The organism is Allomesorhizobium aridi (assembly GCF_043769475.1).
In the GTDB taxonomy this organism is placed as follows: domain Bacteria; phylum Pseudomonadota; class Alphaproteobacteria; order Rhizobiales; family Rhizobiaceae; genus Allomesorhizobium.
In genome coordinates this window covers 250,357-276,226 of sequence record NZ_CP171728.1, presented here as the reverse complement: position 1 = coordinate 276,226, position 25,870 = coordinate 250,357, and the positions used below count along the sequence as shown (strand labels likewise).

The following is a 25,870-nucleotide window of genomic DNA, read 5'->3' as shown; positions in this document are numbered from 1 at the left end:
TCTCCCGAGATCACGTTTTGGAGGTCATCTGGCTCATGAAAAGACGGAGCGCCCTCTGCACGGCGAGGGATGGCGGCTCGGACGAAAGCCACTCCGGAAAATGACCGTCAATCGCCATGCGTGCCAACCCATAGACAAGTGCACGAGCGGCAAGCACCAGATGATCGAAGTCCGCGCCCGGAGCAAGCCGGCCCTGTAGTTGCGCTTGGGTCAGCAGGTCGATCATCTTCCGGCGAATGGCTTCATTCTGATCGCGAAGACTATCCGACGCATCGAAATCGATCAGCGTTCGCGAACTGATGATCTGGAAATGCGTGGGATTGGCAATCGCCCATTCCAGATAGCCTTGTCCGATGGCTTCGAGCGCCACAATTGGATCCGAGCTGTCGACTTTCGAGTGTGCCGTGGCGACGGCCTCTGTCAGCCGGTCCATGGCCTGTTCGGCGACTGCGGTCAGCAGTGCTGTTTTCGATCGAAAATGCCGGAATGGCGCGCCGGGTGAAACACCGGCACGCTTTGCGGCCTCGCGCACAGACACATGCTCCGCCCCGCGTTCCTTGATGATTTCCACGGTTGCAGAGACCAAGGCCTCGACCAGATTGCCGTGATGATAACGCTTGGGGTGGCTGGCTTCGCCCGCATCCGTATTCTTGGTCATACCCTCTCAAATAGCACGAGGCCACGATGTGATCACTGATTATTTACTTGCGCCTGAGCGCGCCGAATGTAATCAACGATTACATATCAACGGAGGTTCCCATGCTTCGCATCGTCGCAACGACTGGCCTTGCTTTCTTCTTATTGTCGCTTGGATCGGCCCCGGCCCAAGACCGGCCCACCTTGGAAATCGTCTGGCCGAAGGGCGGTTCGGTCATCGAACTCGGCAACGATTCTGAGAAGGCGATAGGCGTCGTTGTTAGAAGCAACTTTACGCTGCTCCCTACGGGTGAATGCGGCGACAACCGCCAATGCGGCCATGTGCATATGAAGATCGATCCGAACGGCGACGCCTGCAACATCCCCGGCAAGCCGTACAACAGCATGAACAGCGACGTTGGCGGCGACGTTATCAAGGCTCGTTTCGGCCATTGTCCGGATGCCGCCGGCAAGCACGTGATCGGCGTCCTCCTTGCGGATGATCATCACCAGCCCATTCTTGTGGACGGCCAACCTGTTACCGCCGTGGTGACGGTGACGACAAAATAGCCGATGGGCTGTTGCGCCGGAAAGGGCGTGAAACCGGATCGATCCTCGACAGGCGGAACGTCGGCGTGGGCTCGAACTTCTGCCCTCGCGTGAACGTCGGCTGACGAGCAGTGTCAGCAAGGTCGGCTTGTGGCGCAACCGACCCGGCCGGGCATCGGCTCGGATTATACCGCGATGAGCGTTCTACGTCTCAATCGCGATCGACTCGAGCCTTTGCGCGAAGGCGAGTGCCCGCTTCACCGGTACCGACCCGTAGTCGGAACCGATCACTTCCAATGCTATCGGCCCGCCACAACGAACCCGCGGAGTTGACTGAGAACGTCAAGCCGCTTGAAGGTATTGGTCCCGGACCGTCTGTCCAAGCTGTGCGCGTGCTGCCTCGATGGCCTGTTCTCGGGCTTTGGGCCCAAAGGCCAGCTTCTCCGCCCGGACGAAAGTGACATCGGTGATTCCGATGACACCAAGGAGACTTCGCAGATGCGGCTCCTGGGAATTCATCACCTGCGCCGGACCTTCGCTGTAGAGGCCGCCCCGAGTCACGACGACGATTGCGAGTTTGCCGGTGAGCAGGCCTTCCGGTCCTGCCTCGCTGTAGCGGAATGTGACGCCCGCCCGCAGCACGTGGTCGAACCAGGCCTTCAGGGTCGACGCCATGCCGAAATTGTACATAGGCGCGCCGATGACGATGGTGTCCGCAGCCCTCAGTTCGTCGATGAGATCAGCCGCCAGGTTCGCTCCGAGTGCCTTACCAAACCACCACGTAATTACCGGGGGTGCAAAAAGGTCTGAGGGGAGAGCCGAAGCGCACACGACGGATGGGCACGCTTCGGCCCTCTACCTCGCCCAGGGTTCCCGCCTCCCAATTCCGCTTAGCGCGGATTGTTCCAAGCGTACAAAACTACCGTGACCGGCCCGGTGCACGCGCCCGGCCAGAAGAAATAGACGGCCACCATGTTCGCCGCCGCGGCAGCGACACACGCCGGCAGCGAAGGCCGCCAGTGCGCGTAGGCTGCCAGCACGAAGGCAACGAGCGACGCTATACGCATAATTGGCTTCCCCCATCCGTCAGCGCGACAAGCGCCCCTGCGCCGAGTATCGCGATCCGCATCAAGCCTTCTACCAGGCTCTGTATGCCTGGCCTGCTACGGACATCGACGGTGAGAGTGATTATAGCGGCCGCTCCACCGCTAAGCACTGTGACCGCTGCGATTGAAATTAGAGCAAGCTGTGATTCCATGTGGGCCTCCTATTGGAATAGGAGGATTTTCCCACCGCCAGACGACACGTGGACAAGAAACCCGCCAAATCAGCGGAGAGCCGCAGAAATCACTGGTTCCGCGGAGAAAGGTGTCCACGTCAATTAAAACCGAAGATGTCCAGGCTGTTGGGCGCCGGCGCTTTTCGCTCAGCCCTGAATTTGACTGCATCCTTTTTGACGGCAGCGCGTTTTCCGCCTCGGTGAATTGCTCGGAGAGGACGTTGATGCGCGATCGTGCAGAGGACTTTATGGACCAGTGGCTGGATGAGAACGTAGATGCGAAGCACGTTGGAAAACCAAACGCAAAAGTCGCCAAAGTGCTCGCGAAAAATGCGTGACAGACGCCAAGAAAGCGGGCGTTCCGCTCGAAGAGCTGGAAGAGGTCGTAGTCGACGTTGAGCAAGCGATCACCGACGAGCTGACGTTGGCGGCGTCGAAAGGGGAACACCGCATGAGCTTCAAGGGCCTGGCCTTCATTCGCCAATGGGCGAAGGAGCATATCTATAAGCCGCGCATCCTTGGCGAGCCGCAGAGGTTGGCACCTGACCTGGCCAAGACGTTCCGCAAAGACGCAAGGTCGGCGCGGGTCAAGCTTGAAGAGGTAGAGGAGGAAGTCGGCCCCCTGGAGAAGGGCATCGGGAAGTTGATGGACGGCCGACCGCCTGATACCCCGAAATGATGGGAACAAGTCTTGGAGCGGCGGGTTATCAGCAGCCTCCGACATGGCGAGGCTGCTACCAACCCGGAGACGACACAATGGCAACCACGAAGAAGGCCGCAAAAGCGGAAACGAAGGGCCTTGAAGACCTCTTCCTCGATGGCTTGAAGGACCTGTATTACGCCGAGAAGAAGATCTTGAGGGCCTTGCCGAAAATGGCGAAGGGCGCGGAATCGGAAGAGGTGACTGCGGCGTTCGAGAAACACCGCGCCGAGACCGAGGGCCAGGTTGAACGGCTCGACCAGGTGTTCGAACTCTTTGGCAAGTCCGCCCGTGGCAAGACCTGTCCGGCCATTGACGGCATCCTCGAAGAAGGTTCGGAGATCCTCGAAGAGTATAGGGGCGCTCCAGCCCTGGACGCTGGCCTAGTGGCAGCGGCCCAGGCGGTCGAGCATTACGAGATCGCCCGCTATGGAACCCTCATCGCGTGGGCGGAACAGCTTGGAAAGCCCGAAGCGGTGGAACTCTTGAAAGCCACGCTCAATGAAGAAACAGCAACGGACGAAGCGCTCTCCGCTCTTGGCGAGGGCGGTGTGAACGAACGCGCATTGCAACAAGCCGCGTAACCGCTTTGGGCGGAGCGGGTTGGCCCTGGCAGATTATCGCCGGGGCCCTCCTTTCACCGACGCCCAGGCTCGGACCAAGCGTCAGGGGCACTTAAGGTGGATAACTAAACACAACGGCCGGAGAAAGCGATGTCGCACCCGTCATGTAGGCCCAGCGGTCGATGACGCAAAGCGGAACCTTACTCAGATATGGCTGTTTGGCCCACGTAAAAGCAGGAGAAACAGCAATGCCGCAACCTACCCCCGACTTTCCGAAACCTCCTTTTCCGGAGCAAAGCCAGGATATTTCCGGCTACACCGGCAAAATGACGCCACGTCCCGACCACGGCGAGGAGAGCTATAAGTGAAGCGGCAAGCTCGAGGGCTGTGCCACCGTCATCACAGGCGGTGATTCCGGCATCGGCCGAGCGGCCGCAATCGCCTTCGCCCGAGAGGGCGCCGATGTGCTCATTTCTTACCTCAATGAGGACGAAGACGCGGCTGAAACCGCTCGCTGGATTGAGAAGGCCGGAAGACGGGCCATCCTCGTTGCGGGCGACATCAGAGACGAGAACCACTGCAAAGCGCTTGTCGAGCACGCACTCAGCGAGTTCGGCCGTCTCGATGTCCTCGTCAACAATGCGGCACATCAGGCCACGTTCAAGGACATCCAGGAGATAAGCTCCGAGGAATGGGACGAGACGTTTCGGACGAACATCTACGCCACGTTCTATCTTTGCAAAGCGGCGATCCCGCGTATGAAGCCCGGCAGCGCGATCATCAACACGTCGTCGATTAACGCGACGGACCCGTCGCCCAGCTTGCTTGCCTAAGCAACGACCAAGGGCGCGATCGCCAACTTTACGGCGGGATTGGCCGGTCTCGTCGCCGGAAAGGGTATACGCGTCAACGCGATTGCTCCTGGCCCGATCTGGACGCCCGTGATCCCTTCGACCATGCCTGCCGAGAAAGTCACGAACTTCGGTAAGAACACGCCACTAGGACGGCCAGGGCAACCGGCGGAGCTCGCAGCGACTTTCGTCCTGCTGGCCTCTCAACAGTCCAGCTACACGACGGGGGCCCTATATGAGATCACGGGCGGCCGCCCAACGATTTAGGCGAACCTTGAGCATAGCGAGATCCGCAGGCCCGCCCCTTCGTGCAATAGCCGTCCCGCCTTCATGGCGGAATGCTGCGGGCAACGAGGCGACGTGCCGACCATAGGCGCCTGCGCGTTCTGGAAAGCTAAGCAGCTCACCAACGAAACCGTCGGCTCGAACAGGCGTTTAGGTAAAACTGAACGACCGCGGCTATGGGCAATGACATGGCCATGGCGCCGATTCGCTTCAAACCGCTTCGGCGTCCCGGAAACCGACCCCGGGGCCGGAATGCGAACGGCAGCTGGTTTATGAAAACCGCTGCTAAAGAGGTTAAATGGCGACCGTGAATTGCAGCGACTCGATACGCCTGGAAGTGGAGCGCCTTCCGCGCAATTCCCGTTCCTCGGCCTTGGCCGGGCGTTCGAACGTCGCTTGCTGCGCGGCCGAGCTCATCGAGGAGCCGCGATGAACATTCTCTGCGATCGTTGCGGGAATGAACCGGACGAAGTGGCGCCGATGCTGAAGGATGCCATCTGGCGACAGATAGCGCGGAAGAATGAAACGCTGTGCAAGGCGTGTGCGCAGGAAGCGATCCGGAGACGCTTCGGCCGGGAGCTGCGATTCGCCGATCTCCTCCCATGTGCGTTCAACATCACCTGGTGCTCGGCGTTTGAGGAACTAATGCCGTTGGACGAGCCCTTGCCGCCGGGGGAGCTGGAAAAATGGCAGCGTGCTTTTGCCACCGCCGAGCGGTTGATTGGTAACAGGAAGGCCATGGAGGAAGCGCAGCAATGACGACGGCGTTACATGAAGAAGTTACATGAAGAAGTGGTAGCGTTTTTCCTAGAGACCTTGCGCGGCCGACGAGTTCGACCGTCTGCCGCCGGCCTTTGCCGCCAAGGCGCAAACCTGGTTTCCCGTAAAGCCTTGGACGGAGCTTGGACGGGCTCGACGTTGTGACGCATCCAGAAGTTGACGATCCAGGAAGACCTCCGCTGTTCAGTTCCACACTGCACTCTGGTGCGAGGCCGTCATGACATGACATGAGCCGAAATCAGCACCTGCAGATGCAGACGTTGGCTGGTCACAAGGAACCACACTTGATCCTGCCGCGCCGCCTTAACGCGGCCTACGGAGCGTAGTGATAGATCCCGGCCCGGCGCAACGGATGCGCCATGCGAGGCATGCATCGTTCTGTTATCAGCCGATGGCAAGGCCCGTAGAATTCGAGGTGTCGGTCGCGTTCAATTAATTGGGTTGTCGAAAGTAACGATGCGGAACTAGACGAGAATCGCGACGTTTTGATGTGAAGCCGCGCCCGGCCTTTCCTGCGATGGTTCCGGTGAGGTGCGGCAGTTGTTCATCCAGTTTCAAGCAAAGGAGAGTATACGATGATACGCAATCTTTTGGCTACAACCGCCGTCGCCACTTTGTTGTCGACGGCAGCCTATGCCCAGGACACAACCGCTCCGGCGCCTGCTTCGCCCGCGCCGGCGGCGCAGGATGCTGCTCCGTGGCCCGTGCCGATGGCTATCTCGCCACCAACATCATCGGCGAAACCGTCTACAATGGCACCGGTGATGACGCTGAAAACATCGGCGAAGTGAACGACATCGTGATCGGCGCGGATGGCAAGATAGAATCCGTCGTGCTCGGCGTTGGCGGCTTCCTCGAAATCGGCGAAAAGAACGTCGCCGTGAACTATTCGGAAGTCGACTGGGCAGAAAGAGATGGCGACCGCTGGCTCGTGGTCCCGACAACCAGGGAACAGCTCGAAGCCCAGGCAGAGTTCGATCCCAATGCTTATGAACCTGCCCCGGCGACGACAGCAGGTACAGAACCTGCTCCGGCTACCGGAACTGACACGACGGCGACCGCGCCTGCACCGGCGCCCGATGCGACCGCAACAGCGCCAGCAGCCCCTGCCGATGACCAGACCGCAGCAGCTCCTGCTGACGAGCAGACTGCGACCGCTCCTAAGGCTCCGGCAGATGACAGCACGGCGGCTGCACCGGCGGCTCCTGCCGACCAAACGGCGGCCGCACCATCCGATTCGAACGCGACCGGCGCTGATCAGACGACAACGGGTGCGATAGACAGGTCGACCTTGACCGAAGTGCCCGCGGGCGAGCTTCTTCGCTCGGAAGACCTGGTCGGCACCACGGTTTATGGTGCTAACGACCAGAATATCGGTGAGATCGGCGAGGTGGTGATGTCGCAGGACGGCAAGGTCGACGCGATCATTATCGACGTCGGCGGTTTCCTCGGCGTTGGCGAAAAGGAAGTTGCCGTCGGAATGGACAAGCTGTCGTTCATGGCCGACAAGGACGGCAACAAGTACCTTTACACCAATTTCACCAAGGAGCAGCTCGAAGCGCAGCCTGCTTATGACGAAAGCAACTATGCCGAGAATCGTGACGAGCAGCGCTTGATCATGAGGTAGTAACTCGGTCGCGTCCTCCGCAGTCGCCGTGAAAAACCCGCGCTGACTCCGGCGCGGGTTTTTGCCAGGTAGGGACAAACGGGCTTCTTGCGACGCACCTTCTCCATGGCCGCCGGTAGAACCCAGCCACGGAATGGTGCGCCGTTGCGTAGTCCGCCGGGCTTGCGGGCCAGAACCGGCACGTAGTGCCAGGGATCGTAGATCACCTCGTTGCGGCCGAAGCAGCGGGCATGTTCGCCGACCACCGCACCATCCTGGCGGATGACGCTCCGATCGGCATAGGCATGGATCTCGACCGGGCGGCCGACGCGCTCGACAGCACCGAGTATTTGTTGTTGTCGAAGCGCACCGTGCAGGCCTTCGACACCGAGGCGGGAACGCAGTGGAAGCCGTCGAAGCGCCCGGCATAGGGGATGAAGCTGGCCCGCTCCTCCTCGAACACCTCCCAGACCGTGCGATCGCCCTGCTCGGGATGCCGATGCGCCTTGGCATAGGCGACGCATTTGTCGGCCAGCCAGCCGTTCAGATCCTCCAACGTCTTGAAGCGTAGCCTCGGCGTGAAGAAGCGCTCGCGCACCAGTCCCACCTGGTTCTCGACCTGGCCCTTCTCCCAACCCGACGCCGGCGTGCATGCCTCCGGCTCGACAAGGTAATGCCCGCACATCTGCGCAAAGCCGCGGTTGTAGCGGCGATCCCTGCCGATGAAGATCGCGTCCACCGCCGTCTTCATATTGTCGTAGATGCCGCGCGTGCACGCTCCGCGGAAGAAGGCGAACGCCCGATCATGGGCGTCAAACACCATCTCCTGCGTCTCGCGGGGATAGGCCCGAACGAAGAACATGCGGCTGTGACAGAGCCGCATATGGGCAACCTTCACGGTCACCGTCACGCCGTCCAGCAGGACAACGTCGTGGCTCCAGTCGAATTGGTAGGCCTCACCCGGTGCGAAGCTCAGCGGAATGTAGGCCTCGGCCGCGGCGCTGCCGCGTTGCTCATCCCAGTCCTGCGCATGCCGCCGCACCGAACTGTAGCTGCCGTCATAGCCGAGGCCGCGAAGCTCCTCGAAGATGCGGATCAGCGTCAGCCGCTCACGCTGAGGCTTCGACGCATTCGCCGACAGCAGCAGATCCAGCTTCACACGCCAGGCTCCCATCCGGGGATAAGGTTGATGCTTGCGCTCGTAGCGGAACTCCGTCTCGCTCGAACGCAGGACCTTGCGCACCACCTTCCGGGAGATTCCCAATTCCCGGCAGATCGCCTTGATCGACTTCCCCTGCACCAGCGACAGCCGGCGTATCTTTGCAATCGTCTCCACAACCAACATCCAAAACACAAATGCCTCCGATCAAACCGGAAGGCATCTTGATGACCCCACGTTAAGGGGTCCCGTTTGGACGAAAATCACCCCTCAAACAGGGTCCTCATTCCACGAAAAATCACAGATTGGGACCCAGTTCGCCGACCCCATCAGGGCCAGCAGCTCCATATAGCTGCATCAACAAGCCGGACAGAAAACTGCACCCGACCAATGAGCCAAAATGTCGTATTACCTTTTGCAACGCGGGAGCCATCCACAGAAGACATTTTGCACACCAGGTGGCAACAAAACGGCGGAGCGCGTCTTTGCCAATTTCAGCCATGAGATCAAGACTGACGGCTACATGGAAACCTTCATGGATTGGCCGCTCATCCTGCGTTCGGCTGACGATATGTGGGACATCATCAAAGCCGCAGTCGACTTGAATTCCATGGATCGACAAATCCGGAAGCGGGATTGAGGTGTGGCGTGACGCGCATGCCTTCGGCGAGCGTCATAGCCGCCATCAGGCCGCGCGAGATTGGGGATAACGGCCAATGAGGATTGCGAGCATTGCCGGGACCGCTGGCGCCAGCGATGATCCATCTGTCTTGCGTAAGAACGGCGCCTGATCCTTATTCGGGAGGGGCCTGGCGCGTTCAGCGCCGGCGCTTTCGGCAGAAGCCGAAAGCGGGCCTTGATACAGGACCCCCGCTCATCCAAAAAGGCGAGGTACGCGGTCGGCTTCAAAGGGGCTGTTTTCCTCACCTCCCGTCAATTCGACGAGGCTCCGATTCTGTTGCGCTGACACAGAATCACCAAAAACAGCTGTCACCAAGCCGCGAACTCGCCAGGGCAAGAGCATCGGCCCTGGTTGAGGGACGATTGAGGGACTAAAGAAACCACCTACGCATCTGCGCGCGAGCGTTTGCCGCGGAAATCTGCTCGCGCCAAGGCTGGAAAATGTGCCCGAGCCCAGTGCTCGGCGCGTTTTCGTTCATCTGCTTCAACAGAGTCGACTAAGCCGTGTCGTGCCTAACTGGGACCGCGGCCGATGGTTCGCAGTCGGTTGGGTAGCGCCACAAGATCACTGGGACGACCCCGCGAATATCTCTGGGAGACCTTATTTGACATGCCAGCATATTTGAACAGAACGGTGTTGTCGCGGATTCTGACCGAGATGGGTCTGTTCTCTGCGGTCATGAATATCCTTCTGCTGGTCCTGCCGATCTATATGCTTCAGGTTTATGACCGAGTGCTGCCTGCAAACAACATGGATACTCTCCTTTATCTGACAGTTCTGGCGCTCGCGGCGCTGCTTTGTTTCGGTCTGCTCGAGATCGTGCGTGGAGAATATGCCAGCCGGCTTGCTGCGCGGCTGGATGTCGCGTATGGCGGCCCATCCTTTCTCGCCGCCATGAACGGGCCGCGCGCGGGACTCGGCGACATCCAGGCATTGCGGGATCTCGCCACGCTGCGGAGCTTCATTGCGTCGCGGACGATCTACTTCCTGTTCGATCTCCCCTTCGGGCCTTTGTTCGTGGCCCTTCTGTTTTTCATTCACCCCCTGCTATTCTTGGTCACGGTGATCGGCGCGGTTCTGATGATCGCGCTCGCGTTGCTCAATCAGGCCGCAAGTTCACGTCACGGCAAGGATGCGGGGGAAAACCTTTCCGAATCAATGACGTCCGCGCAATCTTTTGCGCGAAACTTCGAGACCATCCGCGCCCTCGGAATGGTGACAAATGCGCTGGAATTCTGGGGAGAGCGCTTTTCCGGATCCGTCCGTGCCGCCGATCGCATCGCCCGAATCAACACATTCTACGGTGGGGTCTCCCGCACCGCACGGTCGGTTCTGCAGGTCGCGATCCTCGGAGTCGGGGCTTACCTCGTGCTGAATGAGCAAATGACAGCCGGGATGATATTCGCGGCGTCGATGATCTCGGCCCGAGCGCTGCAGCCCCTTGACCAAATAGTCGGCAGCTGGCGCCAGATCGTGGAAGCCAATATTGCCTGGAAAAGAGTATCGGGCATCCGTGGTCAGCCGGGGCGTGTTCCCGCCGTGGCGCTGCCATCTCCGAGGGGCAAGCTGACAAGCGAACAATTGGTGTATTACGTGCCGGGCGCGAGCGACGGCGCCTTGCCCCTAATCAAGCGGCTTTCGTTCGCCGTGGCCGCGGGCGAGACCGTCGCCATCATCGGGCCGAGCCGTGCGGGCAAATCCACCCTGGCGCGCCTCCTTGTTGGCGCCATCCAGCCACGCTCCGGCGCAGTGCGTTTCGACGGCGCCGATATCCGCAACTGGGATGCCGAATCCTTGGGCCGGCGCATTGGCTATCTGCCGCAGGAGGTTGAGCTCTTCCCTGGGACGATTGCTCAGAACATCGCGCGCTTTGAGCGCGATGCAGCCGACGAGAAGGTGATCCAGGCGGCCGCGCGCGCGCAGGCGCACCAGATGGTGCTTTCCCAAAGGGACGGGTACTCCACGGTTATCGGACCCATGGGCGTGCGACTTTCTGGCGGAGAGCGGCAGCGTATCGGGCTTGCTCGCGCCTTCTATGGCGATCCCAGGCTCGTGGTCCTCGACGAGCCAAATGCCAACCTTGATTCCGAAGGCGAGGCGGCTCTGGAGCGCGCCATCGCCCAGGCGCGCGCCCGGAAAACCACGGTTCTCATCATCACGCATAGGCCGTCCATCGCGGCCAAATGCGACCGGATACTGATGTTGCGCGACGGCCAGGTTGAACTCTACGGCCCGGCGAAGGATGTGCTTGACCGGCTCGCACAGGGTCGCCGCGCAGGACCGCGGCCGATGGCTCCAAAAGCCACCGGCGGGGAGGCTGTGGTGCCGTTCTCGCGCCCCGACGCAAAGACAGCGGCAGTCAATCACGGCACATGAGCAGATCCATGCAAAGCACGGCAAATATCTATCGCTGGCAGGACCACATCAATACCCGCACAGAGAAGATCACATTGGCAGGTGGAGCAGCCGTGGCCGCGTTCCTGCTCGCCTTCGTATTGTGGGCCGCGATGGCGCCGCTTGCGGGTGCCACAATTGCGCCGGGAGTCGTCGCGGCCGCCGGTCAGAACGTCATGATCCAGCATCTCGAAGGCGGCGTCATCCACAAGATCATGTTCAAGGAAGGCGAGCGGGTTCGCCGGGGGCAGGCCCTGATCCTGCTCGACCCAACCCTGGCGCAGGCGCAGCTCAACCGCGTGCTCAAGCAATGGATCGTTGAACGAGCCGAGATGGCGCGGCTTGAGGCGGAGCGTGATGGATTGGCGGCAATCCTCCTACCAAAGGGCGTGGAAAGCTATGCGAGCACCTCGCAGTTCCGCGATGTCTTCGCCGAGCAGAACAAGGAATTCCAGGCGCGGCTCGCGCGCCACAAGGCGGAACAGGAGATCCTGAAGCAGCGCGTGGCTGCCCTGCAGGATTCCGTCGCGGGACTGGAGGCTCAAAAGAAGGCGGCGGTAGAACAACTCGCGATCGTCAACGAAGAGGCCAGCCGGAAGAAGGGGCTTTTGCAAAAAGGGCTCACCAACCGATCGGAATATTCCGATCTCCTGCGCAGCGTCGCCGAACTCGTCGGCCAGACCGGCTCGCTTGAGGCTCAGATCGCGAGTTCGGTGAGCCAGACCGTTGAAGCGCGCCAGCAGATCGAGCGGCTGACGACGAGCCGGGTCGAGGACGCGGTTGCTGAGCTCAACAAGGCCCGCGCCCAGGTCGCCGATCTGGAGGAGCAGATCAACGCCACCCGATCGGTGCTCGAACGAACCACGATCCGGGCGCCGGTGGACGGCATCGTCGTACGATCCGTCTATAATGCCGAGGGCAGCGTCATCCGCGCAGGGGAGGTCGCAATGGAACTCCTCCCGACCACCGACGACCTGATCGTCGAAGCCCAGATCAAACCGCAGGACATCGATTCCATACGAATCGGGCAGGACGCGGACATGATGTTCACGGCGCTTGATGCCCGCTCCACGCCCAAGATCCCGGGCAAGGTGTTCTACATCTCCGCAGACCGCCTCATTACGCCCAACACCGGGCAGCCATACTATACGGTGCGTCTCAAAATGGCGGACAAGCTTCCGCCGCAGGTCAAGCCCGAGCAAGTCTATCCCGGCATGCCCGTCGAGACGTTCATTTCCACCGGGGAACGCACCTTCCTGGCGTACTTGTCGAAGCCCTTGATGGATTCATTCCAGCGCGCCTTCCGGGAAAAATAGGAACCGGTTCGCATCTGCTGAATCAATAGGCTTGATGGTCACGCCATTGCTCGGCTCTCGCAGTTTTCACAACACCGAATCGGCTGACGGGACGTTGATTCTTCCCGGGCCGGCCGTCGGCATGACGCCCAAACCTCATCCCCGCAGAGCCTTATCCACAGCTGATTTGTTCGCTAGCCATTGTTCCTGCGGCATTTTCCACCCGCCGCATTTTTGCCCTGTCAGTGCCAGACTGAGGCCCCACTGCTCGAAGAGACCACGACCGAGATAAAGCCTTTGAAGGGGAAATCGTCGTTGTCTGTTTATACCGAGCCGCGCCCGCATTCGTTGCATATCGTGCCGTTTTCGAATTCCCGCCCACGGTCGGCGCGCCGACATCGGAAACTGAGCACGACGCTCCAAATCGAGAAAAGCATCGTCACATCCGGCGCGGCAAAGCCGATGGCTGGAGGAGCCGAGCCGGCTCGCCAAGAATCTCAGGTCTGATCTCGCCCGCTAGGCGCCAAGGCGCGCTAACGCGGGTGCATGCTGGGTCGGGGGGCTTATCGCACAGATTGGAAGGTATTTAATGTCAAGAACGGATTTACTGGGCTCGCTTGTCGGGCCGATCGTTTCGGTTTCGGAGTCTTCTTCGCTGGGGGGCGCGTTCGCGCGGTATGAGCAGGATTTCGCCACATACAGTGACAGCCACTGGGCGGCTGACGGCACTGACTGGGCCTCGGCGAACTATTACGACCGCGCCTTCATCAACTATGTCTGGTATGAGCGCACCGGCGAGGAGGTTTATCTCGAGCGCGGCAATGCGATCGCTGCCGATTATCTGAAGAACTATGTCGAGGCGAACGATTACGGCGTGGCCTCCTGGTGGTCCATGCCCAAGGGCATCGCCGCCCACTATCTGCTCAATGGCGACCAGGCCAGCCTGAGCGCCATCGGCAAGATGGCCGACCAGGTCGTCAATCCGTGGAACACGGAGAACAATTGGGCGAACCTGTTCGACCCGCACCAGTCGGAGGGCCGGGAGCAGGCGCGCGCCCTGGAAACGCTCACGCAGGCGATCCTCATCGATGCGCCTTCCGTTGGCGTGCCCAACATCCAGCCCAATGGCGAAGACTGGGGCGTGTCCGGCGGCAACGATTTCCGCGCTCTGGCCAAGTCGCTCGTGGAGAAAATCCTGAGCTCCGGCTTCCAGCGAGCCGACGGCTCGCGTCCGCATTTCGTGGACGGCGCGGCCCCTGACGGCGCGCCGATCGACAAGCCGTTCATGAACGGGCTCATGAACGAGGCGTTGATGAACTACTACGAGCAGGTCGAGGCCGACCCGCGCATCGTGTCCTTCATCAAAGCCAATCTTGATTACATGTGGGCCAACGAATGGGACGCCACGGCCAAGGCGTTTCAATATATCGACGAGACGTCCGCCACCGGGGAGGAGGATGTGCCGGCCGCCGACCTGAATATGCTGATCGTGAACGGGTTCGGCTTTGTCTACAAACACACCGGCGATGCAACCTATCTGGAGCGCGGCAACCTCGTCTTCGAGGGCGGGGTGGAGGGCAACTGGCTCGAAGGCTCGAAGCAGTTCAACCAGCAATATGCAAGCTCCTACAATTACATCGCCTATACCCAAGCCGACCCCGATACCTCCCTCGCCAGTGGGAGTGACCAAACCGGCAGCGCGCCTGACAGCCAGCTAGACCCCGCGCCGACGGACGAACCTGCGAACGAGGCGAGCCTCAACGAAGACACGAACAGCGGTACGGCCGAAGCCGTCGAGCTCTACGGGGGGGGCGGCAAGGACCAGCTCCTGGGCGGGGCCGGAGCCGACCGTCTGTTCGGCGACGCCGGCAATGACAGGCTTGACGGCGGCGCGGACAACGATGTGCTGGAAGGCGGAGCGGGAGCTGACCGTCTGGTCGGCCGCGCCGGCAATGACAGGCTTGACGGGGGCGCGGGCAAAGATGTGCTGAAAGGGGGCGCGGGAGCTGACGTCCTCGTCGGCGGGCATGGCGCCGATAGGTTTCAGTTCCAGTCAACCGAAGACACGTCTCCTGAATCGCCTGACACCATCAGCGACTTCGTGCACGGTGTCGACCGCGTAGACCTGCGCCTGATCGATGCGAACGCCGAGATTTCTGGAGATCAGGCGTTTTCCTTCATCAAAGATCACGGTTTCAGCGGCAAGGCCGGTGAAATGAACTTCGTGGACCACGTGCTTTCGGGTGACGTCAATGGCGACCGTATCGCCGACTTCGCCATTCAAATGAACGGCCCCGTTTCTCCGGCCGACTTCCTCGTTTGAATTGAGGACGCGCTTCCCAGAAGCCGACACCCTTGCAGGCATCCATCGCGACATGCGCCGCACCCGGATGCCTGCTTGCTATCGCGGGGTCTTTTCCGACGGAGGATGAACCGGGCTCCTCCTTGCCTTGGAGACTTGCCAGACATCCTTGGCATGTCCGCTCAACAGGAGAAGCGCACCGAAGCCCGACGCGACATGTCCCTGCACGAGATAGCTGAAGGAATTGCATATTCCAGGTAGCCGTCGAGGCAGGATCGCTGCAGCGAAAACCAGCGCGCCGGCCGCCAATTCGGCGGCCAGCAGCAACTGCCAGACTAGGCCGCCGGACAAGGCCAGTGAAACGGATGCCGCGAAAGCCAATGCAAGTATGAACGGCACGAAGGAGCGCAGGCCCTTTCCAGAAACAAAGACGAAGGCAAGCCCGGAGTTCATGGGACTGGCCAGCCTCCAGAGACGCAGCGCCTGTTGCAGGTTTCCCGCACCGATCCGGATACGCCGGCGGAAATCCTGTCGGGAATTCGTGGCCTCCAACTCCGTGGCGACGATCTGGCGGTCGTAGATTCCTTTCCAACCTTGCGAAATGATGCGCATCGGCAGCACGAAGTCGTCATTGATCGTGTCTGGCTCCAACGGTGTCCAAAACGCCCGGCGAAACACATAAAAGGCTCCATGAGCGCCCATCGGCGCCGCGATCAGCGCCTCGTCGGACTTTATTCGAATTTGGTAGTCCCAGTAGGCGCGCTCGCCCGGCGAGGCATCCTCGGGCAAGGAATATGTTCCACAGACCACGCCCACATGCGGATCGTTGAAATGAGCCACGGCTCGCCCGACCGCGTCGCTGTTTAACAGGGCCGACGCATCGCTCAGCGCGACCAGATCCGTTTGGATTTCAGGCACAAGCTGGTTCAGGACTCCGATTTTCCCGATATTGGGTTCGATTACGACCACTCTGGCGTTGCAAGAGGGATATTGTGCCAATGTATTCCTCAGGACCGTTTCCGTGTCGTCCTTGCATCCGTCGAGTGCAATGACGACCGTGAGCTTCTCCGGCGGGTAATCGAGTTCCGCACAATTGATAATTTTGCGCCGTATGACCCGCCCTTCGTTGTAGGCAGGAATGAGCAGCGCCACCGACGGAATGGGGACTGCGGGGTGAAAGGGGCGCGCGCCTGGTTCAGAAGACAATCTTCGGCGGCGCTCGATCCGGCTCGCCAGCAGGCGCAGAAGAACGGGATAGCCGACGTGGTGATAAAGCAGCAGAGCCGCGCAGCAGGCAAGTATCGCCACTTCCATTCAGAGACTCCCGTTCTCCGGCGGCGGAAAGGCTTCCATCGATAATATTGGGTCAGCCTTGCGGTGGACGCAAGCCAGGATTAGGTTTGTGTCTTGTTGGTTGCAGCGAGCTTGAAGCTGATGACATTCGGTACGGTGCGGGCGGTGACGAAGCGAATTCAGTGATGAAGTTTTCATCGGCCGAGATTTTGTTCACCGTTGTTTCCGTTCTGGCCATGGGCGTGTTCATGGCGTCAGCCGCAGCCGATGACACCCCGATTGCGGCGGTGAGCCAGTCTCCGGAGGAGCCTCCGCCTATCCAGGTCACCACTGCCGATCGACTATCACTGAGATTCCACGGGCAAGCGGACCTGACCGGCGAATACCGTGTCAGCCCGGATGGAACGCTGTCGGTTCCGGTGATCGGACGGATAGACGTCGCGGACATGTCCTTGGCGCAGTTGGAACAGGAGCTGACGCGGCGCGTGACCGAATTCACGAGCCGCGTGACTTACGTGACGGCCGAGATAATCAGCTATCGCCCGCTTTTCGTGACGGGTTTCGTAAGCAAACCGGGCGCCGTCGAATGGCATCCAGAGATCACAGTGTTGCAGGCCGAGGCTTTGGTCGGCGGTCTCTACCGGGCGCCCGAGGAAGCCATCAGCAAGGAGAGTATCAGCGGCGTGGAGGCTGTGCGCTTATTGCGGACCGGCCGTGAGGAGCAGAAACTGCTCCTGGCCTCCCTTGCGAGGCTGAAAGCCGAGAAGGCAGGCAGCGCACAAATCGCGGTGCCGCCGGCCCTTGTGGATTTGGTAGGCGAGGCAGAGGCCAGATCCATGATTGAAGGACAGCAGTCCTACCTGAACAGCCGCCGGACCGGGCTGGAGAAGAAAAAGGCGGCGCTTGAACGAAGCGCCAACCTCGCCGGCGATGAACTCGACGCGCTCCAGGAACAAGCCGCGCGGGTGAACGAACAACTCCAAATGCGCCGCGATATGCACGAAAAGTTGGCAGGGCTTTTGCAGAAAGGTCTCGTTCCTCGCGAGCGGGCGCTTGAGAGCGAGATCAAGATCGCCGAACTGGAAGAAAAGGCGACGAATGTGGCTGTGGCGCGCGCGCGTGTGCAAAGTACGGCCGCCATGCTCAAGCAGGAAGCAGTGGCCCTCGAGGAGGATCGAGCAGCGGGAATAGACGCCGAGATCGCGAGGCTCGAAGGCGAATTGGCAAAGGCGAGCATCGATGTCGAGGCCGCCACCGACACATACGACAGGCTCGCCGCTGAAACCGCACGGGCTGCGGCGACGCCGCTGCGGCGCATGGTGATCAAATACACGATCGTCCGCCGCAGCGAGACCGGAGAGCAGAGGGCGCCAGCGCAAACATCATCCTATTTGCTGCCAGGAGACGTACTTCTGGTTTCGCAAGAAACGGAGCAAGAGGCCAATCAGACACCCCAAGCGCTCAGTAGCGGCGAGGCCGGCGGCGCAGGCAACGCACAATGACGCATGTCGACCTGCGGCACATAGAAGATGTCGTCATCGCAATTTCGAGTGCCGAAAAGCGCATCATCGGGCTTACATCTGCCGAATGCGATAATCTCGTTGGCTCCGTTGCCTGGGGCGCCGCGGAATTTCTGGCGCGGTCCGGCAGATCGGTGCTGCTCATCGATCTTCAACAGGTTGTCCGTGACGATCAAGGCGCTGCCTGCACCCTCTCCGACATGCTTGCAGACAGAAACATCACCCACAAGAAACAGGGCCTGGACGTCATCACAATAATGCCCAACCCGGAGAGCCGTTACGCGTTTGCCGACACCGCTCAGCTCAGGACGATCCTGGAAGGCTTTCTTGGGGCCTACCAATTCATTCTTCTCGAACTGGGGCCGGTCCTTGCCGTTTCGCCGGCGAAACTGAACCCCCTGCCTCTGGGCGGCGCATGCGACTATCTGCTGCTGACCTGCCCTCGTGGCTCCACCAAACGGTCGCAGCTGCGGAGCGTCATCGACAAATTGAAGGCGGCACGCTGCGTCATTGGAGGGGTTATCCTGAACGAAGACCGTTATTCGAGCATGGGCGTTGAGGTCGCGTGGATCGCCTCCTGGCTTCTGTGGCCCATGCCCCGGCTGCGAAGGCGCGTCCAGAATTGGGCCGTAAACAGCGAACTGCTCAACTGATGTGTGTCCGCTGCGCGACCCATTGCGGTGCATCATCGGCCCGGCAGGATCGTGCGCCGACGCCGCGCCTTGGGGCCGGGACGGGAAAGGCCCGCGCACGCCGTCTTCACGCCTGCCGCCCGGCAGCCGCCCCACTGCCGCGACTGTAGGGCGTCGCCTGCATGCGCGGAGAAGTCCTTCTCGCCGCCGCAATGACCGCAGCCACCTTGATGCTTTGGGCGGTGTCGCCGAATCCGTTCGTGCCGCTTTTGGCCGCAGTGGCGCTGCTCAGCGTGGCGGCCGCCTTGTGGTTCCCGTCCTTGACCCTGCTGCTGTTCGTGATCTTCTCATTGTTCCGCCTTCATGAAGTTTTCCCGGTTCTGCGACCGCTGCAAATACCGCTTGCCTTGAGCGTGCTCGGTCTCGCCTCGGTGGCGTGGCACCTGGTTCTCTCCCGCCGCATCAAGGCCTATTTGTCCGCGGAAATGAAAGCGCTCCTGGTTTTTGCACTTCTCGTCTCGCTTGGCGTCTTGACGGCCAAATCGCACGCGCTGGCGTATGCATACTGGTCCGAGAATTTCATCAAGGTGGTTCTTATCGCCTTCGCACTGGGCTGGGCGTTGCGGGAACCGGCGAGTTTCAGGGTCGCCACCTACCTGATCGTGCTTTCGGGTCTTCTCGTCGGCGCCGTAACCATCTCCAACCGGCTCAGTGGCATAGGCCTCGTGGAGATGAGCCGTGCAACCGTTGCCCGGGAGCTCGGATCGCCTTTGGGCGACCCGAACATTCTCGCCTTGACCCTTACATTTTCCCTGAGTTTTTGCCTTTCCCTGCTGCTGTCACGAACCAGAGCCATTGACGTCTTCCTCGGCATGGTCGCAACCGGGGTCGTCATCGCCGGGGTGGTCTGCACGCAAAGTCGCGGCGGCTTGCTCGCGGTGGTGGCTGTGCTGGCTGTAAGCGCAACCCGAGTGATGAAGCCGCGCACAATCCTTCTGTTCGTCATACCCGTCATTGCGGCAGGGTTGTACATGGCGATGAACCTTTCCGACCGCATGTCCGGCGGCGCGGAGGACATGAGTGCGGAATCGGCGAGCGGCCGATTGTATGCGTGGTCTGCCGCCATCAACATGGCGCTCGATCGGCCTTTCACCGGCGTCGGCATAAACAACTTCATTGACCAGTTCTACACCTATACCGAGGTGTGGTTTGATCGTGCCTTGACCGCCCACAGCGCCTGGTTTCAGGTTCTTGGCGAAACGGGGTTCCTGGGTCTGGGAGCCTTCGCGTTCATGATCGCCATGACCTTCAAATCCTCCGTTCGCGCCCACCGACTGCTGGAGCGTAACGCCGCAGTGCCGGACATGGAGGCTTTTGCCCATGCGGTCACGGCCGGCTTGGCGGGTTTCTGCGTCGCCGGGTCATTTCTCAGCGAGGCTTACAATTGGGCCCTCTATGCTCTCCTTGCATTCTCGTCGGCCATAGCAAGGTGGGCGTCAGCCTCGGCCAACGCTTCGGATCGGTGCGACGTCCCCGCGCGACAAGCTGGGTCGCCGCCGCAACTGGCTGGGGGATCTGCGGCAGCGCCAGCATCGGAATCCAAGCAGGATCGAACCGCCTCAGCCTCGCCGGATGAGCGGCCTCAGTTTCAACGAGAGCATTTGGGGAAACAGGAATGGGACCAGGCTCGCGACGGACACCAGCGCACATAAAGACGCCGCCAGGAAAAAGGTGCTCCAATCGCGAGGGTCAAGCCAGGCGTCAAGCCAATAAGCGGCCAGGGCGCCGATCAACCCGCCAACCGCGTTTGGTATGATGACCCGCGCCATGTAGCGCCGAGGCTGCACGGCTAGAAGCCGGCAGCCATAGAGCAGCGGTCCTATGCCTCGAAACAGAATTGCGGCCGCGGCAGCGGCGAAGCTGATGCCGGAGAGGCCGAAAGATTGGACCAGCACGAGGCTCAGGCCGGCGATGGTGATGCTCTCGCAGACGGCAAAGACGGCAAGCAGCCGGTGTTTCTTGACCCCGGCGATGACCCAGTAGGTGACCCATTGCGACAAGGCGATCAGCTCGCCGAGCATGAGGATCCGCAGTTGCTGATAGGCTTCGTCGGCGCGTCCGCTCTGCCAAAGGTGAATGAAGCTGTCGCCCAGCACGAGCAGCCCAATGGTGAGAAGACAGCTCAACGCGGTAGTGTAGCGGCCGCCCTCGACGAACAAGGTCTGCTGAGCCGTGTGAGCTTGCTCATAGAACAGCCGGACCGATCGCGCCGCGACGGCTTCGGTCGTTGCCGACAAAAGGATGTTGCAATTGACCGAGAGCTGGCGCGCGACAGCAAAAATTCCCACGGCCGCATTGCTGAGTGCGTAGCCTACGAGGATTGGACTCAACTGAACCGCGATCGACTTGGCGGCGTTCAACGCGGCAAAGTCGACGCCCAGTTGGATAATTGTCGCCGCGGTTCTCCGCGTGACCAATCGCGCCCGAGGAGCAAGCCCAGGCTCCACCTGAAAGCTGGCGAACGCCAGGGTCACCGCACTCAAGCATCCCGTGAAAAGCGTACATGCTGCAATGATCCACAGCGGCGAACCGATGCCCACGAACATGATGAGCAGAGCGAGCCGCAGCAGAACAAGTGGCACGTCTATAAGATTGATGAGGTCCATCCGTTCGTACCCCCACAGGAGGCAGGTGAACGGCGCCGCAATGAAGTGAACGGCGCTTGCAAGAGCCATCAGGATCAGCGCCAAATCGACACTCGCCACGTCTTGCGCAGGCACTGTGAACACCGCCCGGAATCCGAGCGGAATGAACCAAGCTATGAGCGCCACGCTGATTGCGCGCCCACCAAGCATGGCAACAGCCGTCGAGAAGGTCCGGTTGACGCTGCCGATGTCGCTTTCCGCCCGCCCAGCGGCAATGAGGCGCCCGACGGCAACTGTTGTGCCGAAGTCCAGCAACCAAAGCAGCGATGTCGTCGAGACGACGAGCGCCCACAGGCCGAACGTTTCCAGCCCAAGCTGCCTCAGGAGGAATGCCGCAGTCACCAGACCGCACAGCGCGTTGACGACGGCTCCAATGGAGCTTGCCGCCACACTCACGCTCTCTCCGCCAAATTCTCCTCGTAAGTACCTTTAACGGCGGCATATTTTGTGTTTCTGCGCTGCCGTCCCCACTGTCAGCCCCACTTTTTGCTGCCCGCTAAAGCCTGGCGGGAGGTGCCTTAAGGCGGCGCTCACGATAATCCACTGCACGATTCGACAGCGCCGGATGAGGACGCTAACCTTTGGCCCGGGGGTGAGAGGGCGATGCTGCGTCGATCGTTGGTGTTTGGGGTTCCACTGGCCGCGTGGGTTGCCGCTGTGGGACGGCCCATGCCGGGCTGACCTATCAAGCCGATCAGACGCATAGTGACTGGCTATTCAAGGCCGTTTAGCAAGCCACGCGTTCCCCGGACACAAACCTGCGGTCCGGAACAAGTTTCCGGTCCAGCCGTTTAAGAGCCCACGGCGCTTTTTGGGCCGCCCACGGGGGTTCGATGTCCCAACAGCAGCCAAATGAAATGGGCGGTGTCGCAACCGGAACGCCTGCACCCCACGGGCGCGTTACTCTGAATGTGATAGCCAATACGGTCAGTACTGCTCTCAACGCATTCTGCGGTTTTCTGATCCTACCGTTTTTGATCAACCAATTGGGGCGGGATACGTACGGTTTTTGGGTATTAATCGTCGCCACCGCGGGGTATTTTTTAGTTTTGGATTTCGGGGTATCGGGAGCTGTAGGACGGCTGATTGCCGGGCATAAAAGCAAGGGCGACATACGCAGCATCAATGTTGTTGTCTCCACGACGGCAGTATTGTTGCTGGGACTTTGCGCTGTCGTTGCCGTGCTGAGCTATTTTTTAGCAATCCCCTTTTTTACGTTGTTTGAGGTGCCGCCCGCCGAGCAAGGCGACGTCGCCAGCGCCCTGTTCATTGTAGGACTTACCACAGCCCTGTCATTTCCCGGTACGATATCCTGGGGATTTCTTTGGGGGTACGAACGATTTGACGTGCACAACCTTATCGAAATTCCAGTCGTGCTGGCGCGGACCGCGCTGACTTTCATCTATATTCAGTCTGGTTCTGAGTTGATCGAGCTGGCTTACATCGTATCGGGAACGACCATAGCGGGTTACATTCTCCGCACGGCTTTGTGCTGGTGGGTCGAGCCTCGACTGAGGCTAAGGCTCCAATATTTCTCGCTACCCGTTCTGAAGGAGATGTTCGTCTTCGGCGTCTGGTTCGGCCTTCTCAGCTTAAGCAGGTCGCTGTTGCATAATGTGGCGTCCTTCGTGATCGGCAATGCTTTGGGCCCCGCACCCGTCACGACATTTACGATTCCCCGGTTGTTAACGGCTTATACCACTTGGATGATGGTTTCCGCGACCACGGCGGTGGCTCCACATGCCGCTGTGTATCATTTCGCCAGTGAAAGCGAGAAACAACGGCATCTGTTTCTTCTCGGCGGTCGTTATTGCTGGGCGCTCAGCCTGTTCGTTTTCGGCGGAGCCGTCCTTTTCGGCTTTGAGCTCCTAAGCCTTTGGCAGGGCGCGCCTCAGCCTGACGAGTACCGACTTTTGATTATTCTGATGGTCGGCGAAGTCATCCCGTTGTCGCAGTGGATCACATACAACACGATCGTCGGCATGGGCGTGCATCGCCGGCTTGCGATATTCGGCATCCTCGAGATTCTGAGCGTGCTGGCGCTTTCGCTCCTGCTCGTCAGAGTTCAAGGACTGGAAGGCGTCGCAATGGCCGTCGCGGCGGCAGGACTGTTATTCCGGGGCATCCTGCAGCTTGGCTATGGCTGCCGGCTCATGAACATCTCGCCTTGGCGATACGTGCTAACGGTATTCCTGCCGGTCTTGTTGTGGTCTCTACCGGCGTTCCTGGTTCTCGCGCTGTACCGCCTCTGGGTGATGCCGGATTCTTGGGTAATCTTGGGCGTATCTGCTGTGCTCTATGCCGGCGTTTACGGGCTATCGGTATTCTCCGCTCTAAGGCGAACAATTCCAAGATCTCGATCGGAAGCACTGCCGGAACAGCTTTGACTTACGACGCCTGGAATATCTTTATCTGGGCAACGGCGGCCGGCCCGTTCGCCTACTGACGGTGATGAGGTGGCAGTGTCGGATGAAAGAGTGGATTGATTCCAACGTTTGGAACCCTCGGTTTCGGGCGGCGATGATGTCGTCGGGATCGGCTCTCCAGACGAATGGCTTGGGGCTGTCGGCATTGTATTCGCGAACGAAGCGGTTGATGGCTGCCTGGAGATCGACGACGGAGTGGAAGACGCCGTGCTTGAGCCTGCGCCGGGTGAGTTTGGCGAAGAATCCCTCGACGGCATTGAGCCAGGAGCAGGAGGTCGGCGTGAAGTGGAAGGTCCAGCGCGGATGGCGCGCGAGCCAGGCGCGGACCTTGTCCTTCTTGTGTGCGGCGTAGTTGTCGAGGATGACGTGGATGGCCTTGTCGCCCGGCACCTCGCGCTCGATGCGGTTGAGGAAGCGGATGAACTCCTGATGGCGATGGCGCTGCATGTTCTGCGCGATGACCGTGCCGTCCAGCACGTTGAGAGCGGCAAACAGCGTGGTCGTGCCGTGGCGCTTGTAGTCATGGGTGATCGTGCCGGCTCGGCCCTTCTTCATGGGCAGGCCGGGCTGTGTGCGGTCGAGCGCCTGGATCTGCGACTTCTCGTCGACCGAAAGCACCAGCGCATGGGCCGGCGGATCGACATACAAGCCAACGATGGTCGTGAGCTTGTCGGCGAAGGCCGGGTCGTTGGAGAGCTTGAACTGCCGCCAACGATGCGGGCTGAGACCGTGGGCCTTCCAGATCGCCTGCACCGTCGACGCCGCGATGCCGGCGACCCTGGCCATCGCGCGCAGCGTCCAATGGGTCGCCTCATGCGGCGGCGGCTCCTGCGTCAGGCGGATGATCTCGGCAACACGCTCCGGCGGCACCGGCGTCTTTCCCGGCGGACGGGAGCGGTCGCAAAGCAGGCCATCCACGCCCTCATGCATGAACCGCTCCTGCCAGCGCCACACGCAGGTCTTGGATTTGCCGGTCTCGGCCATGATTGCCGTGGTGCCCACGCCGTCGCCGCTCAGAAGGACGATCCGCGCCCGCCAGACGTGTTTCTGCGGGCTCTTGGGGTTCCCGGTGATGGCGTTCAATCGCCGACGCTCGGCGGAAGATACGGTGAAGGAAATGTCGCTGCGCATGCAGCAGACTCGCATGCCATCAAGCCAAGGGGAATCCCAATTCGGACTCTTTTGTTCCGATCAATCCACTCTCATGATTGCTGACAACGGCCTTTGGCGTAGAAATTGGCCCGCCGACCCGATCGGCGGTCGAGGCACTTGTACGGCGGATATGAGGTGCAAGAGGCGGGACTTGAACGTCGGTCAACAATCTCTCATCCGCGGGTCGGGCCGCATGACCTTGTTTCGTTTGGGGCTGCCTCTGTCTAGGCCGCAGACTCATAACTTTTCAACCAGATGCGAACCGACGCGAGTTTGATTGCTGCGAGGAAGTTTAGCGGGTCTCTGTCGTAGCGCGTTGCGATGCCTCTGAAGTGTTTGAGTTTGTTGAAGTATCGCTCGATGAGATTGCGCTGCTTGTAGACCCATGCGCTGAAGGGGAAGCTGCCGGTTCGGGTTTTCTTCGGCGGGATGTTTGCCCATGCGCCTCGCTGCGCCGCCAGGTCGCGAATGACGTTGCTGTCGTAGGCGCGATCTGCGAGCAGGATCGCATCGGGCTGAAGGACGTCGAGCATGGCGACTGCGGGTTTGCCGTCATGTGCCTGCCCTGCGGTCAGGACGAGATCGACCGGTCGGCCTTCGGCATCGACGAGCGCGTGGATCTTGGTCGTGAGCCCGCCGCGGGAACGTCCCATGCAACCATCGTCATCGCCCCCTTTTTTGCCGTGGCCGCATGTTGATGAACGCGGACACAGGAGGAGTCGATCATGATGATCTCGCCGTCGAAAGCCTTGGAAACCGCAGCGAGCAGCCGATCCCAGACCCCGGCTTTGCGCCATCGCACGAACCGGTTGTAGCATGTGGTGTAGGGGCCATATCGATCCGGCACATCCGCCCAGGGCGATCCGGTCCGGAAACGCCAAAGAATGCCGTTCAGAACCTTGCGGTCGTCAACGCGCGCCACGCCGCGAACCTTGTTCGGCAGATGAGGCTGGATCACACTCCATTCAAAGTCACTCAGTTCGTAACGGCGCATTCAGGCCTCCAAAAGAAGCCTTGAATCAGAACTCGTCACAAAGCGGTACCTCAATTTATGAGTTTGC

Annotated in this window: 21 protein-coding genes and 2 pseudogenes; 15 read left to right on the top strand and 8 right to left on the bottom strand. The window is 60.5% G+C overall.

Features of this window, described 5'->3' with window-relative positions; genetic code table 11:
* Positions 1-10: 10 nt before the first annotated feature.
* Positions 11-658: a TetR/AcrR family transcriptional regulator gene (locus ACG873_RS01250; protein WP_394885697.1), complete on the bottom strand. Its 648-nt coding sequence runs from the start codon at positions 656-658 to the stop codon at positions 11-13.
* A 101-nt stretch (positions 659-759) separates the two neighbouring features.
* Here ACG873_RS01250 and ACG873_RS01245 point away from each other — a divergent pair, with 101 nt between their 5' ends.
* Entirely contained in the window at positions 760-1,206 is a 447-nt protein-coding gene (locus tag ACG873_RS01245; RefSeq protein ID WP_394885696.1) for a hypothetical protein, read from the top strand.
* Between the two features lie 321 nt (positions 1,207-1,527).
* On the opposite strand, the gene ACG873_RS01240 is transcribed toward ACG873_RS01245, so the two are convergent.
* A complete protein-coding gene (locus ACG873_RS01240; protein ID WP_394885695.1) occupies positions 1,528-2,016 on the bottom strand; it encodes an FMN-dependent NADH-azoreductase in 489 nt (162 codons plus the stop codon).
* Between the two features lie 59 nt (positions 2,017-2,075).
* Positions 2,076-2,252 (bottom strand): hypothetical protein, encoded by a 177-nt coding sequence (locus ACG873_RS01235; RefSeq protein WP_394885694.1) that lies wholly within the window; start codon positions 2,250-2,252, stop codon positions 2,076-2,078.
* Positions 2,253-2,553: 301 nt separating this feature from the next.
* Here ACG873_RS01235 and ACG873_RS01230 point away from each other — a divergent pair, with 301 nt between their 5' ends.
* From ACG873_RS01230 to ACG873_RS01205, 6 genes and pseudogenes are all read left to right on the top strand, one after another.
* Positions 2,554-2,802, top strand: coding sequence for a hypothetical protein (locus ACG873_RS01230; protein ID WP_394885693.1), 249 nt, complete (start codon positions 2,554-2,556; stop codon positions 2,800-2,802).
* Positions 2,799-3,143, top strand: a complete 345-nt coding sequence (locus tag ACG873_RS01225) for a hypothetical protein (RefSeq protein ID WP_394885692.1) — start codon at positions 2,799-2,801, stop codon at positions 3,141-3,143. The genes ACG873_RS01230 and ACG873_RS01225 overlap by 4 nt, the downstream gene beginning before the upstream one ends.
* A gap of 77 nt (positions 3,144-3,220) precedes the next feature.
* Positions 3,221-3,748, top strand: a complete 528-nt coding sequence (locus ACG873_RS01220; RefSeq protein ID WP_394885691.1) for a ferritin-like domain-containing protein — start codon at positions 3,221-3,223, stop codon at positions 3,746-3,748.
* 227 nt (positions 3,749-3,975) lie between these two features.
* Positions 3,976-4,845: pseudogene (locus tag ACG873_RS01215) on the top strand (SDR family oxidoreductase).
* Positions 4,846-5,292: 447 nt separating this feature from the next.
* A complete protein-coding gene (locus ACG873_RS01210) occupies positions 5,293-5,622 on the top strand; it encodes a hypothetical protein (protein ID WP_394885690.1) in 330 nt (109 codons plus the stop codon).
* A 718-nt stretch (positions 5,623-6,340) separates the two neighbouring features.
* Entirely contained in the window at positions 6,341-7,270 is a 930-nt protein-coding gene (locus ACG873_RS01205) for a PRC-barrel domain-containing protein (RefSeq protein WP_394885689.1), read from the top strand.
* 86 nt (positions 7,271-7,356) lie between these two features.
* On the opposite strand, the pseudogene istA reads toward ACG873_RS01205, so the two are convergent.
* Positions 7,357-8,594, bottom strand: a pseudogene (gene istA, locus ACG873_RS01200) (IS21 family transposase); the annotation flags it as partial.
* A gap of 214 nt (positions 8,595-8,808) precedes the next feature.
* Between istA and ACG873_RS01195 the strand changes: the two are divergent.
* From ACG873_RS01195 to ACG873_RS01180, 4 genes are all read left to right on the top strand, one after another.
* Positions 8,809-9,048, top strand: coding sequence for a hypothetical protein (locus ACG873_RS01195; RefSeq protein ID WP_394885688.1), 240 nt, complete (start codon positions 8,809-8,811; stop codon positions 9,046-9,048).
* Between the two features lie 663 nt (positions 9,049-9,711).
* Positions 9,712-11,466, top strand: a complete 1,755-nt coding sequence (locus tag ACG873_RS01190; protein WP_394885687.1) for a type I secretion system permease/ATPase — start codon at positions 9,712-9,714, stop codon at positions 11,464-11,466.
* A gap of 8 nt (positions 11,467-11,474) precedes the next feature.
* Positions 11,475-12,800 carry an HlyD family type I secretion periplasmic adaptor subunit gene (locus ACG873_RS01185; RefSeq protein WP_394885686.1) on the top strand — a complete coding sequence of 442 codons (1,326 nt, stop codon included), beginning with the start codon at positions 11,475-11,477 and terminating at the stop codon, positions 12,798-12,800.
* A 568-nt stretch (positions 12,801-13,368) separates the two neighbouring features.
* Entirely contained in the window at positions 13,369-15,102 is a 1,734-nt protein-coding gene (locus ACG873_RS01180) for a calcium-binding protein (RefSeq protein WP_394885685.1), read from the top strand.
* A 78-nt stretch (positions 15,103-15,180) separates the two neighbouring features.
* Here the strand turns inward: ACG873_RS01180 and ACG873_RS01175 are convergent, their stop codons facing one another.
* Positions 15,181-16,395: a glycosyltransferase family 2 protein gene (locus ACG873_RS01175; protein ID WP_394885684.1), complete on the bottom strand. Its 1,215-nt coding sequence runs from the start codon at positions 16,393-16,395 to the stop codon at positions 15,181-15,183.
* Between the two features lie 86 nt (positions 16,396-16,481).
* Here ACG873_RS01175 and ACG873_RS01170 point away from each other — a divergent pair, with 86 nt between their 5' ends.
* From ACG873_RS01170 to ACG873_RS01160, 3 genes are all read left to right on the top strand, one after another.
* The gene (locus ACG873_RS01170; protein WP_394885683.1) at positions 16,482-17,876 is read left to right on the top strand and encodes a polysaccharide biosynthesis/export family protein; all 1,395 of its coding nucleotides are present in this window, start codon (positions 16,482-16,484) and stop codon (positions 17,874-17,876) included.
* The gene (locus ACG873_RS01165) at positions 17,873-18,547 is read left to right on the top strand and encodes a tyrosine-protein kinase family protein (protein WP_394885682.1); all 675 of its coding nucleotides are present in this window, start codon (positions 17,873-17,875) and stop codon (positions 18,545-18,547) included. Before ACG873_RS01170 ends, ACG873_RS01165 begins: the two co-directional genes overlap by 4 nt.
* Before the next feature lie 161 nt (positions 18,548-18,708).
* Positions 18,709-20,238, top strand: coding sequence for an O-antigen ligase family protein (locus ACG873_RS01160; protein WP_394885681.1), 1,530 nt, complete (start codon positions 18,709-18,711; stop codon positions 20,236-20,238).
* Here ACG873_RS01160 and ACG873_RS01155 read toward each other — a convergent pair.
* The gene (locus ACG873_RS01155; protein ID WP_394886141.1) at positions 20,146-21,621 is read right to left on the bottom strand and encodes a lipopolysaccharide biosynthesis protein; all 1,476 of its coding nucleotides are present in this window, start codon (positions 21,619-21,621) and stop codon (positions 20,146-20,148) included. The genes ACG873_RS01160 and ACG873_RS01155 overlap by 93 nt on opposite strands.
* Positions 21,622-22,064: 443 nt before the next feature.
* Between ACG873_RS01155 and ACG873_RS01150 the strand changes: the two genes are divergently transcribed.
* Entirely contained in the window at positions 22,065-23,618 is a 1,554-nt protein-coding gene (locus tag ACG873_RS01150; RefSeq protein ID WP_394885680.1) for a lipopolysaccharide biosynthesis protein, read from the top strand.
* Between the two features lie 21 nt (positions 23,619-23,639).
* On the opposite strand, the gene ACG873_RS01145 is transcribed toward ACG873_RS01150, so the two are convergent.
* The gene (locus ACG873_RS01145; RefSeq protein WP_394885679.1) at positions 23,640-24,788 is read right to left on the bottom strand and encodes an IS630 family transposase; all 1,149 of its coding nucleotides are present in this window, start codon (positions 24,786-24,788) and stop codon (positions 23,640-23,642) included.
* A gap of 245 nt (positions 24,789-25,033) precedes the next feature.
* Positions 25,034-25,803 (bottom strand): IS5 family transposase gene (locus tag ACG873_RS01140; protein ID WP_394885678.1). Its coding sequence is split into 2 segments (ribosomal slippage): positions 25,034-25,480 and positions 25,483-25,803, totalling 768 coding nucleotides; the frame shifts between segments, so codons are not numbered across the junction.
* Between the last annotated feature and the right edge of the window lie 67 nt (positions 25,804-25,870).

Excerpts from the sequence above, each read along its gene's own strand:
- ACG873_RS01250 (WP_394885697.1), bottom strand. The coding sequence starts at position 658 with ATGACCAAGAATACGGATGCGGGCGAAGCCAGCCACCCCAAGCGTTAT.
- ACG873_RS01245 (WP_394885696.1), top strand. The coding sequence starts at position 760 with ATGCTTCGCATCGTCGCAACGACTGGCCTTGCTTTCTTCTTATTGTCG.
- ACG873_RS01235 (WP_394885694.1), bottom strand. The coding sequence starts at position 2,252 with ATGCGTATAGCGTCGCTCGTTGCCTTCGTGCTGGCAGCCTACGCGCAC.
- ACG873_RS01220 (WP_394885691.1), top strand. The coding sequence starts at position 3,221 with ATGGCAACCACGAAGAAGGCCGCAAAAGCGGAAACGAAGGGCCTTGAA.
- ACG873_RS01210 (WP_394885690.1), top strand. The coding sequence starts at position 5,293 with ATGAACATTCTCTGCGATCGTTGCGGGAATGAACCGGACGAAGTGGCG.
- ACG873_RS01195 (WP_394885688.1), top strand. The coding sequence starts at position 8,809 with ATGTCGTATTACCTTTTGCAACGCGGGAGCCATCCACAGAAGACATTT.
- ACG873_RS01185 (WP_394885686.1), top strand. The coding sequence starts at position 11,475 with ATGCAAAGCACGGCAAATATCTATCGCTGGCAGGACCACATCAATACC.
- ACG873_RS01180 (WP_394885685.1), top strand. The coding sequence starts at position 13,369 with ATGTCAAGAACGGATTTACTGGGCTCGCTTGTCGGGCCGATCGTTTCG.
- ACG873_RS01175 (WP_394885684.1), bottom strand. The coding sequence starts at position 16,395 with ATGGAAGTGGCGATACTTGCCTGCTGCGCGGCTCTGCTGCTTTATCAC.
- ACG873_RS01165 (WP_394885682.1), top strand. The coding sequence starts at position 17,873 with ATGACGCATGTCGACCTGCGGCACATAGAAGATGTCGTCATCGCAATT.
- ACG873_RS01160 (WP_394885681.1), top strand. The coding sequence starts at position 18,709 with ATGCGCGGAGAAGTCCTTCTCGCCGCCGCAATGACCGCAGCCACCTTG.
- ACG873_RS01150 (WP_394885680.1), top strand. The coding sequence starts at position 22,065 with ATGTCCCAACAGCAGCCAAATGAAATGGGCGGTGTCGCAACCGGAACG.
- ACG873_RS01145 (WP_394885679.1), bottom strand. The coding sequence starts at position 24,788 with ATGCGCAGCGACATTTCCTTCACCGTATCTTCCGCCGAGCGTCGGCGA.